Genomic DNA, 10,195 nt, shown 5'->3' on the forward strand with positions numbered 1-10,195 from the left:
CACCGGGCGCGCGCCCGACGAGCCGTCCGTCCTTGCCGAGGCGCTGCTCGACGTCTTCAAGCCTCTGCTGCGCCAGCAGATACCGGAAATTCTCGACGTCTGGCTTCCGCCGGAAGCCTGTTCCTACAGGATTGCGGTCATATCGATCGTCAAGAAATATGCCGGTCAGGCGCGGCGCGTGATGATGGGGTTCTGGTCGCTGTTGCCGCAGTTCTCGATGACCAAGATGGTCGTCGTGGTGGACGACGACATCGACATCCGGTCGTGGTCGGACGTGATGTGGGCGGTCGCCACCCGCATGGATTTCTCGCGCGATCTGATGAAGCTGGATCGTACCCCTATGGACTCCCTCGATTTCGCGTCGCCGCTGGAAGGGCTTGGAGGAAAAATCGGATTCGACGCCACGCGCAAGATCGGGTCCGAGACATCGCGCGAGTGGGGGAAGGAGCTAAGGATGTCGTCTCACATCGTTGAAAGAGTTTCCGAGCGCTGGGATGAGCTTTTTCCTCAGGCAAGCGGTTCGGTGCGAAAATGACCAAACGGATAATCGTGGGGGTGACCGGCGCGTCCGGCTCGGTGCTTGCGCTTGAGACCATACGCCAACTGGTCAGAGCTGGTGCGGAAACGCATCTTGTCGTCTCAAAAAGCGCGCGCATGACCATCGCTTACGAGCTTGGCGCCGACGGACTGGCGCAGCTTGCTTCACTCGCCAACCACACCCACAACCACCAGGACCTGGCAGCGCCGATCGCCAGCGGCTCGTTCAGAACGGACGGCATGATCGTCGTGCCCTGCTCGATGCGGACCCTTGCGGCGATGGCGCACGGCTTGGGCGACAACCTTCTGACCAGGGCGGCCGACGTCGTCCTGAAGGAGAGGCGCCGGCTGGTGGTCGTACCGCGCGAGGCGCCTCTGCACGAAGGGCATCTGGATGCGATGCTGAGATTGACGCGGATTGGAGCGATCATCGCACCGCCCGTGCCGCCATTCTATGTCAAGCCGGCTTCGATCGAGGCGATGATCGTCGAGATGGCGGCACGACTGGTTGGCTGGGTTGGCGTGGACCCCGGCGACAAGCTGACCCGGTGGGGCGAAAAGAACGTCGCGGCCCATCGGTCATTTTGATGGAGCTGCCAACGGGAGGAAGCCCCGGCGAATTTCCGGGAGCAAGAGCCAGGCATGTGATTTGAGACAGCTTCGTGGATCGGATTGCTTGCGACTGGGCTACCGTCCGACCGAGGCAAGCGCGGCGAGCTGAGCGAGCCGCCGCATCGAAAGCGCACCGTCCTTCGCGATCGTCGCGATGTCGTTGAAGAGAAAGGTGCGGGCCACTCCTTAGCCGCCGCGATGGGCCGCCTCTTTGCGCTATGCCAAATGAGCGCCGATTTTGCGCAAATGTGACCGACCGTAACGGGCTGGTGCCCGCTAGCGGAAAGCGCGTGACATCTGATCGGTAAGCGGCTTCAGCAGATAAGACCAGACGCTGTGCCGGTCCGTGCTGATATGGACCTCGGCCGGCATCCCCGGCTTGAGCTCCTTGGCGTCTGTCAGGCAGTCAGCCTTGTTTTCGACGCCGATGCGCGCCGAGAAATACGAAACCTGGCGCTGCTGGTCCTTGATCAGGTCCGCGGAAATCCACTTCACCGTGCCCTGGCAGGCGGGTGTCGTGCCGCCATCGAAAGCCGGAAAGCGGATCGAGACCGGTTGGCCGGAACGAACGTCGTCCACTCGAGGCGGAGGAATGAGCGCGTCCACGACAAGATTGTCCGCATCGGGGACGATCGTCATCAGCAACTCCCCGGGGGCGACTACACCACCCACCGTGTGGACGGTGGACTGTTGTATGGTTCCGGATTGCGGGGCGCGGATTTCCGTCTTGGTCAGTTCGTCCAGAGCGACGATCCTGCGTTCGTTGAGTTCGGTCCGCTTGGCTTCCGTTTCGCGCAACTCGGTCGTCACATCGCTGCGCCTTTTTTCATCGAGCTGCAGGATTTGCAGCTCGGTCTCGCTGATCTTGGTCTGGGCTTCCGCGACCGCCGCCGCCAGCCGGCCGGACTCGCCTTTGGCCCGTGTCGCGTCCAGTCTCACATTGCTCAACCGCTCTTTCGAAACCAGTTTCTTCGAATAGAGAGCATCCACGTCCGTCAGGTCGCGGCCGAGCAACGCCGCCGATTCATCCATCGCCACCTGCTGGGCCTTCAGGCCCTCGAGCTGACGCTCGATTTGCTGTGTCTGGCTCTTCAGAAGCGCCTTTTGCCCTGCCAATTCCGACGCCCGCGTTTCGAACAGGGCACGCTCGCCATTGACCAGTGCAGCCAGGTCCGGCTTGCTCATTTCCGCCTGCAGGCTGGCTGGAAGCGGCATGGTCGCCAGCCCCTGGCGTTCGGCCTCCAGCCGGGCAAGCCGCACCGTGGCGCGGTCGAGATCCTCGCTGATGATCTGCAGGTTCGCCCGCGGCAGCGTATCGTCCAGCCGGACCAGCACGTTGCCGGCCCGAACATGATCGCCATCTTGGGCAAAGATGCCGCTGATCGTGCCGCCGGTCTGGTGCTGGACCTTCTTGGTATTGCTTTCGACCACCACGGTTGCGGGGGCGATCACCGCACCCGCTATCTTGGTGAAGCCAAGCCATAGCCCTCCGCCAACGATGAGCAGGCACGTCACCGTCAGTCCGAGCACCAGGCTGGGCCCGATGCCGCCAGGGGCCCCGAGCGAGGAACGCTGACCGGCATCGAACCGGGCGTAGGATGGCAAGAACGCGAAGAGACGGGGCAAGACATCACGCATGTCCGCTTACGCCCCTCTGGATCGGGATGACCGGGGACGGGCGGTGCGCGGCAGGAGAGGATGCTCGCGCCACACTCGCCAAGACCTCCTCGCGGGAGCCAAACGAGCGGACCATGCCGTTGGTCAGCACCAGAACCTGGTCGATGTTGGTGAGAGCGGACGGGCGATGCGCAACAACGATAACGATCCCTCCGCGCTGGCGCACGGCTAGAATTGCGCCCGCCAGGGCGGCGTCGCCTTCGACATCGAGATTCGAGTTCGGCTCATCCAGGACGACGAGAAACGGCTCACCGTAGAGCGCTCTGGCGAGGCCGATCAGTTGCCTCTGTCCAGCTGACAAGGCCCTGCCTCCCTCGCCGATGCGCGTTTGGAAACCTTCCGGCAGATGCATGATCATCGAATAGACGCCCGCGGCCCGGGCGGCCGCAAGCACGCCTTTGGGATCGCTCTTGCCGCCGAACCTCGAGATGTTGTCGGCCACCGTCCCGTCAAAAAGTTCAACGTCCTGGGGCAGATAGCCGATATGGGCGCCGAGCGAATGCGGGTTCCACTGATCGAGAGAGGCGCCGTCCAATCTCACTTTGCCGTGCAGCGGCCTCCAGGCTCCAACCAAGGCGCGCACCAGCGTCGTCTTCCCGGAGCCGCTCGGCCCGACGATGGCCATTCCTGCGCCGCTGGACAATTGGAAATTCACATCGAGCACGGTCGGCTTCGGCACGCCAGGCGGCGCGACCGTCAATCTCTCGACCGTCAGCCGTGTTTGCGGCCGGGGTAATTCCATGGGTTCGGTCGGGTTTTCGAACGCATCGAACGTCGCCTTGAGCTGGAAGTAGCTATGTCGGGTCGTCAGGAAGCCTTTCCAGTTTGCAATCGCCGCATCGACCGGAGCCAGCGCGCGGCCGAGCAAAATAGAAGATGCGATGATCACCCCGGGGGACGCTTCGCCGCCGATCACCAGATAGGCGCCAAGGCCCAGCACCGAAGACTGCAGCGCCATCCTCAGCGCCTTCGATAACGAACTGGTTCCTCCTATGATGTCGGAGAGCCGCTCCTGATATAGGAGGTAGCCATGAACCATGTCGCTCCAGCGCCGGGCCAGCCTGGAAGAGAGGCCCATGGCCTGAACGACCTCCGCATTGCGGCGACCGGACTCGGCAAGGGCGCGCTGCGAGATCATGGCTTCGGATGTCATCCTGGCCGGCCTGCGGCCGAGAATTTCCGCCACCGCGGTCAACGCCACGACGGCGAGAGCGCCGACCGTCGCCAGCACGCCGAGCGAGGGGTGCAGCATATAGATGATCAGCAAGTAGAAGGGGATCCAGGGCGCATCGAAGATGACGGTCGGCCCGGATCCTGAAAGAAAGCCGCGCAGGTGGTCGAGGTCTCGCAGCGGATCCACCCGGTCTGCCTCCCGGCCGGCCTTGAGCGGCAAAAGCACCGATACGGCGAATGCCCTTTGGTGCAGGTTCCTGTAGAGCCGGCTGGCAATACGGACCAAAAGGCGAAGCCGTACGAAGTCGAGCAGTCCGTAGGCTGCGTAAAGGCCCAGCATTCCAACAGTCAATCCAACCAGGGTCGGAACGCTCTGGGACGGCAGCACCCGGTCATAGACCTGGAGCATATAGAGGGACCCGGTCAGCGACAGGATATTTGTCACTGCGGAAAAAAGCCCAACGCCAAGCAATCCCGGTGCGCAATCCGACATCGCGGTGCGTAAAAGGGAAGGTAACTCTTGCTGGGTCTTCATAGCCTGCTGTCTTTCACGCGGAAATGCCGCGTGGCTTTCTTGGCTTTGGCCAATATGGGAAACCTCTACTGCTGAGATAGGTCCGGGCGAAATTTCCGGACATGAGGCGTTGCTAACATATTCGAACTTTAATCAAAATGAAGCAAAATCGTGGCGAAACCCGCTGTCGAGAGCCGGCAAATCGGTGATATTCGGGGATAAGGACTGCGCGAAGCTTCACGCTTTCTGGAGCGAGCGTGCTGAAAATGCGGAGTTTTTTCGCGGGCGGAGGTTGTCGATCACCAGGCCCCGATCAATTATTTTGACCGGTGAAATCCGTATGTGATTTCTTTCTAATGTACCTTTCCGCTAGGCAGGCAGGTGTTGGGGGCGTTGCCGAATTAGAAGGAACTCATATGGCAACTCTCCATTATGCAGCGGGCGGCTCTGCCGCCGACGTGGCGGCCGCAGGGTTCAATCTCGTCGATGTTCAGTACCTTTCGCAGGTAAACGCACTGCCCGACGGGATGAAGGCGTTGGTCTATCTCAACGCCCATGATGGCGTTACCCAATCGTTCATTGATCAAGTTACTCCATTTCTTAACAATCCAAAGGTATTTGGGTTCTATCTGACGGATGAGCCGGATCCTACCGGCAGGTGGGGGACTTATGCGACCGCGGCAGATCTGAAGGCGGAATCCGACTGGATCCATTCTCATTTCCCGGGTGCAAAGACTTTCATCACGATGATGAACATGGGGTCTATCGCCGACCCGAGCTTCGCCAATACCTACAACCCGGAAAATACGGGCATCGATTATTACGGCGTCGGTGCTTATGCGATCACTTCCAAGACAGCCAGCAATCCGGACTACAACATGATCGATCGCATGGTTGCGGCTGCGGTTGCTTCAGGGATTCCGGCTGACCGCATCATCCCGGAGTACCAGGCTTTCGGCGGCGGAAACTGGGTAAGCGAAAATGGCGGCTCCTTCGTCGTCCCGACCGCTGACCAAGAAAAGATCATGATGGATCACTGGGCCAAGCTGGTTCCTTCGCCGGCATTCGACTTCACGTATGCCTGGGGCTCGCAGAACGGCGACACCGCGCTCGGGAACTCCCCGGAACTGCAGGCCTTCTTCCTGCAGCACAATACCAGCTCGACCTCGTCGACGCAGCCGTCGACCACAGAACCGACGCAGCCGACAACCTCCGAGCCGATACCCACCTCGGAGGCGACACCACCACCGTCCGATCCCACTTCGCCAACGACCGACCCCACGACGTCAACGACCAACCCGACGCCGACGACCGACCCGACGACAACAGCCACAGCTCCTTCAAGCGGCGATCACATTGTCCATGGAGGCAAGGGCAACAACACCTACCATATCGACAATGCGCACGACAAAGTGATGGAAGCAGCAGGCGCCGGCTTCGACAAGGTGATGGCCTCGGTCAGCTATGCCCTGTCTGCCGGCTCGCATATCGAGCAGCTCTCCACCTCCAGAACCGGCGGCAAGACGGCGATCGACCTGACCGGCAACGAGTTCGCCCAGAAGATCAACGGCAACTATGGCGACAACAAAATCAACGGTGGCGGAGGGTCCGACACATTGAAGGGCTATGGCGGCCACGATGCCTTCGTGTTCAACACGGCTCTTGGGGCTGGAAACGTCGACAGGATCGTCGACTTCAACGTTTCCCAAGACAAGATCTACCTCGACCACGCCATATTCGCCGGACTTCAGAAGGGCGCGCTCCCGGCCGGCGATTTCCACATTGGTCAAGGCGCGCAAGACGCCAGCGACCACATCATCTACAACAGCCGGACTGGGGCGCTCTCTTTCGACAGCGACGGAGTTGGCGGCAATGCTCAGACGCAATTCGCCACTCTCACCCCGCATCTCCACCTTGACGAACACTCCTTTTTTGTAATCTGACGCAGCGCCTTGCCGGCAGGAGCGAACTGACGCTCCTGCCGGTTTCCGCCCCGGAGACGGGCTTCGTGCCGTTTCACGATTCAAGCCCGGTCAAACCGGACCATTCCTCGGTTGGAGGATGCGGTCGGCTCTCCTCCGTCAGCGCCTTGCCACCCAATCAGATCCTGTAGCCGGCGCTCTCCCCTGGCGTTTGGTCCGCCCAACTCCAAAATCTCCCTGGCTTTTTCCGTGCGGGGCTGCAGCCATCGTCGCATTCCCGGGGCAAGGCGGACCGGGCCGTAGTCATTGAATCTGCATCAGTTTACGGGCTCCAGCCGATCGCCCTGTGTCTTCATCATTCGAACGGACGAGGACAACAATCGGACCCGCCCCTAGCTTGGAAAACGAGACGAGCGCGTCCCCGCGACTGTAGCGGGACCGTAAAAGACGATCCAAGTTCGGACCACTCAACTGGTGGACCGCGGGTTTTTGGGAGCGGCAAAATGAGCCCGCACCTGGTGTGTGTAGGAGGCGAGGATCACGCGCTTAGAATTCCATTTCTTATGGAGCTGCGTGAGAGGGGCTTTCGAGTCTCGGCCGTCTCGACCGGCGACGACGCCCCGTTCCTGAGACACGGGATTGCGCACAGACGCTACGGGTTTGACCGCTTTGCCAGCGGCAGCGGCAAAGCGGGCACGGTCAGGACACTTCGCAGGTTGATAGCGGAGTTGCGCCCGGACATCGTCCAGAGTTTCGATACAAAGCCCAACCTGTTGACGCCGCTGGCGGTGCGTGGACAGGTTCCGGTTGTCCGCACGATCAACGGGCTGGGCTGGACCTTCTCATCTATCGGCCCGCGCGCCCTGGCGCTTCGGCCGATCTTCTGCGGTCTGCAATGGCTTGTGTCCTTCTGGACGGCCGCGACGGTGTTCCAGAACCGTGACGATCAGTCGTTCTTTGAACGTTATCGACTGCTCGGGCGTGGCGACGGACGCCTGATCGGCGGATCCGGCATCGATATCGACGCATTTACGGCCGCGAGGCACCTTGGTCCGTCGGCGGCGAGGATGCGCCAGGAATTCGGGCTTCAATCCGCCGAAGTCGTCATGTTCGTCGGCCGACTGACCCGTCAAAAAGGGATACCTACCCTCCTCAAGGCGGTGCCGAAGGTTCTCGCCAGAAGGCCGAATGCGCGCTTCGTGCTCATCGGCCCATGGCAGTCCGAAGGACCGTTCGCCGTCGACGAATCGGAAATTCGACGGTTTGGTTCCGATGTCGTCGTTTTGGGGAAGCGCCAGGATGTTCCCGCCCTTCTGGGCATGGCTGACATATTCGCCTTCCCGACCGAATACCGCGAGGGAATCCCGCGTGTGTTGCTGGAAGCCGGGCTCGCCGGTCTGCCGATCGTTGCCTCAAGGATGCCAGGGTGCAGCGACGTCGTCCAAGACGGGTGGAACGGCTACCTGGTTGCGCCGCGCGACCAGGACGCCCTGGCAAATCGCATCGTTGACCTTCTCTCGGATCGTCCTGTTGCTGCGGCCATGGGCAGCCGGTCTGCCGCACTTGTCCGTGAGCGGTTTGCGCTATCGTCGATCGTCGACCAGTACTGCGACCTGTACGACAAAACCCTCAGCGGTAGGTCCTGCGGCGGATCGATTAGACGGCGCCCGATCGCGCCAGACCACGACCTCGCGGATAGCCGGTTGGGCGGAGTGCGCGGATGATCCGGGACGCGCTCCTCGCTTTTGGGGTTGTGATGGCCGGCGCGACGCAGCTCAATATTCCGGGCTCGTCCTTCGGCTATGGTGAATTGTCCCTAACCCTCTGGATCATGCTGTCGATCGGACGAATACTCGCCGGGGGTCGTATCGAGTTTACACCCGCCCTGACCAGTCTGGCCGGCTTCTGGCTGGTGATGGCGGTCACTCTCGCTATCGGCACCATAGTCGCTTATTTGACCACGGTCTTATTTTTAACCGGGCTGATACACGACACCGTAGCGTATCTTCTGTTGGTCAGCATCACCTGTCTGGCGGCCGCAGAGCCTGACGCCGATCGCCATTTTCGTCGCTCTACCTGGTGGCTGCTTGCAATCGCGAATACGGCCCTTGCCATTCAGGTGATCCAGGGCTGGGGGTGGATCCCACAGGCCGGCGTCGAGTCCTGGTATTGGGATCGCTTTCGCGGCTGGTCGGAGAATCCGAACCAGCTCGCGCTGTACTGCGCGATATTCGGTACGCTGGCCTTGCATCTTGCGACAACCACCAGCAATCGATGGGGCAGGTTCGTCGGCATCGCCAGCGTGTTCTTCACCTTCTACGTCGGGAGGCTGACGAAGAGCGATGCCTTTTTGTACACCAGCATCCTGACTTATCTCACCTTCCTCGGGCTGCAGATCAGGACGTGGCTCAATACGGCTGGCGCCAAGGTCAGCCTTCCGCGGCAAGCTCTCGTTCTCTTGCTGATCGGCAGCGTTCCGTTGGCGATGTCGGTCACTCCCTATGTCCTGTCGGAGGCGACCATCCTCGAAAGCTTCGCCAAGAGCCTGACCAAGGACAAGGGCGGCGAAGCCACAGCCGAAACCGCCGAGCTTCGCTTGTATCTCTGGAACGCAGCATTGGAGAAAGGCGCGCGATCAGGGTCGCTGGGACTCGGGCCAGGTGCGCATGTCGGCCGCCCACCCACGTGGGACAGACAATTTGATGCTCTGACACGACCCTTTGAGGCCCACAGCACAATCCTCGATTTGTACACCCAAGGTGGCATCATCTCGGTGCTTGCGCTTGTCTGGATCGTCGGCGCCGCCATCATGTCGGCGTGGCGTGCGAAGCTGGACGCGCTGTTGGCGCTCATGGTGTCAATCGTCATCTTCAGCATGCCGCATCTGATTATCCGCCATCCCATCGTGTGGTTTGCGATAACCTTTTGCCTTGTTGCGGGAACGCCTCGTGCTTTCCGTCAGCGGCTCATATCCATCGAGGCCATGTGATGTGCGGGATCGCTGGAATTCTTCTCGACCCCGATACGGCCGATCCCACGTCGCTCGAGGCGATAGGGCAAATGACGACGGCGCTCCGACACCGCGGGCCGGATGGCGAAGGACTGTGGACAGATCGGGAAGCCGGCATTGCGCTGGGCCACCGGCGGCTGGCGATCGTCGATCTGTCGGCGGCGGGGCGACAGCCCATGCGTTCTTCCAGCGGCAGATATGTGATCACCTTCAACGGAGAAATCTACAATTTCAGAGACCTGCGGCGCGAGCTCGAAGATGCCGGCCACCAGTTTCGCGGCACCGGTGACACCGAAGTGATGCTGTGCGCCATCGAGACGTGGGGTCTCGAGGCCGCCCTCAAACGCTTTGCGGGCATGTTCGCGTTTGCGTTGTGGGACCTGAAGACCAGGACCCTTCATCTCGCCCGGGATCGAATGGGCAAAAAGCCGCTTTACGTCGCATCGGCCGGGCACGCCCTGGTCTTTGCGTCCGAGCTGAAGGCGATCAGGTGCTTTCCGGGCTTCTCCCCCGAACTCGATCTCGATGCCGCCGCCGCCATGCTCTCGAAAGGATGGGTGCCCGATCACAGATGCATCTGGCGGGGAGCGTTCAAGCTGCCGCCCGGTTCCCTTCTCTCCGTCAGACCCTCGGATCTTGCCGAGGCGGGCGACGCCGTCTCCCTTTCCCAGCGCGTGAATCACTGGTGGTCGCTGGCCGAAGTCGCCGCCAAAGGTCGGGAACGGCCGATCGTGGGCAGCGACGATGACC

General features: G+C 61.3%; 6 protein-coding genes and 2 pseudogenes. 6 read left to right on the forward strand and 2 right to left on the reverse strand.

What is annotated here, in order from left to right:
- Together EOA38_RS16900 and EOA38_RS16905 are read left to right on the forward strand one after the other, a co-directional pair.
- Positions 1–535: pseudogene (locus EOA38_RS16900) on the forward strand (UbiD family decarboxylase domain-containing protein); the annotation flags it as partial.
- Positions 532–1,125 (forward strand): UbiX family flavin prenyltransferase, encoded by a 594-nt coding sequence (locus tag EOA38_RS16905; RefSeq protein ID WP_126091623.1) that lies wholly within the window; start codon positions 532–534, stop codon positions 1,123–1,125. The pseudogene EOA38_RS16900 and the gene EOA38_RS16905, both read left to right, overlap by 4 nt.
- Positions 1,126–1,425: 300 nt before the next feature.
- On the opposite strand, the gene EOA38_RS16910 is transcribed toward EOA38_RS16905, so the two are convergent.
- A complete protein-coding gene (locus EOA38_RS16910; RefSeq protein ID WP_127299743.1) occupies positions 1,426–2,787 on the reverse strand; it encodes an HlyD family type I secretion periplasmic adaptor subunit in 1,362 nt (453 codons plus the stop codon).
- Complete coding sequence (locus EOA38_RS16915; RefSeq protein WP_189434713.1) at positions 2,780–4,492, reverse strand: type I secretion system permease/ATPase; 1,713 nt, start codon at positions 4,490–4,492, stop codon at positions 2,780–2,782. Before EOA38_RS16915 ends, EOA38_RS16910 begins: the two co-directional genes overlap by 8 nt.
- 437 nt (positions 4,493–4,929) lie before the next feature.
- On the opposite strand from EOA38_RS16915, the gene EOA38_RS16920 reads away from it, so the two are divergent.
- The 4 genes and pseudogenes from EOA38_RS16920 to EOA38_RS16935 form a co-directional block, all read left to right on the forward strand.
- On the forward strand, positions 4,930–6,456 hold the full coding sequence (locus EOA38_RS16920; RefSeq protein ID WP_127299745.1) for a calcium-binding protein: 1,527 nt from the start codon (positions 4,930–4,932) through the stop codon (positions 6,454–6,456).
- 482 nt (positions 6,457–6,938) lie between these two features.
- A complete protein-coding gene (locus EOA38_RS16925) occupies positions 6,939–8,159 on the forward strand; it encodes a glycosyltransferase (RefSeq protein ID WP_127299746.1) in 1,221 nt (406 codons plus the stop codon).
- On the forward strand, positions 8,156–9,424 hold the full coding sequence (locus tag EOA38_RS16930; protein WP_127299747.1) for a polymerase: 1,269 nt from the start codon (positions 8,156–8,158) through the stop codon (positions 9,422–9,424). Before EOA38_RS16925 ends, EOA38_RS16930 begins: the two co-directional genes overlap by 4 nt.
- Positions 9,424–10,195 (forward strand): annotated as a pseudogene (locus EOA38_RS16935) (asparagine synthetase B); the annotation flags it as partial. The gene EOA38_RS16930 and the pseudogene EOA38_RS16935, both read left to right, overlap by 1 nt.

Source organism: Mesorhizobium sp. M1E.F.Ca.ET.041.01.1.1 (assembly GCF_003997355.1).
GTDB lineage: Bacteria > Pseudomonadota > Alphaproteobacteria > Rhizobiales > Rhizobiaceae > Mesorhizobium.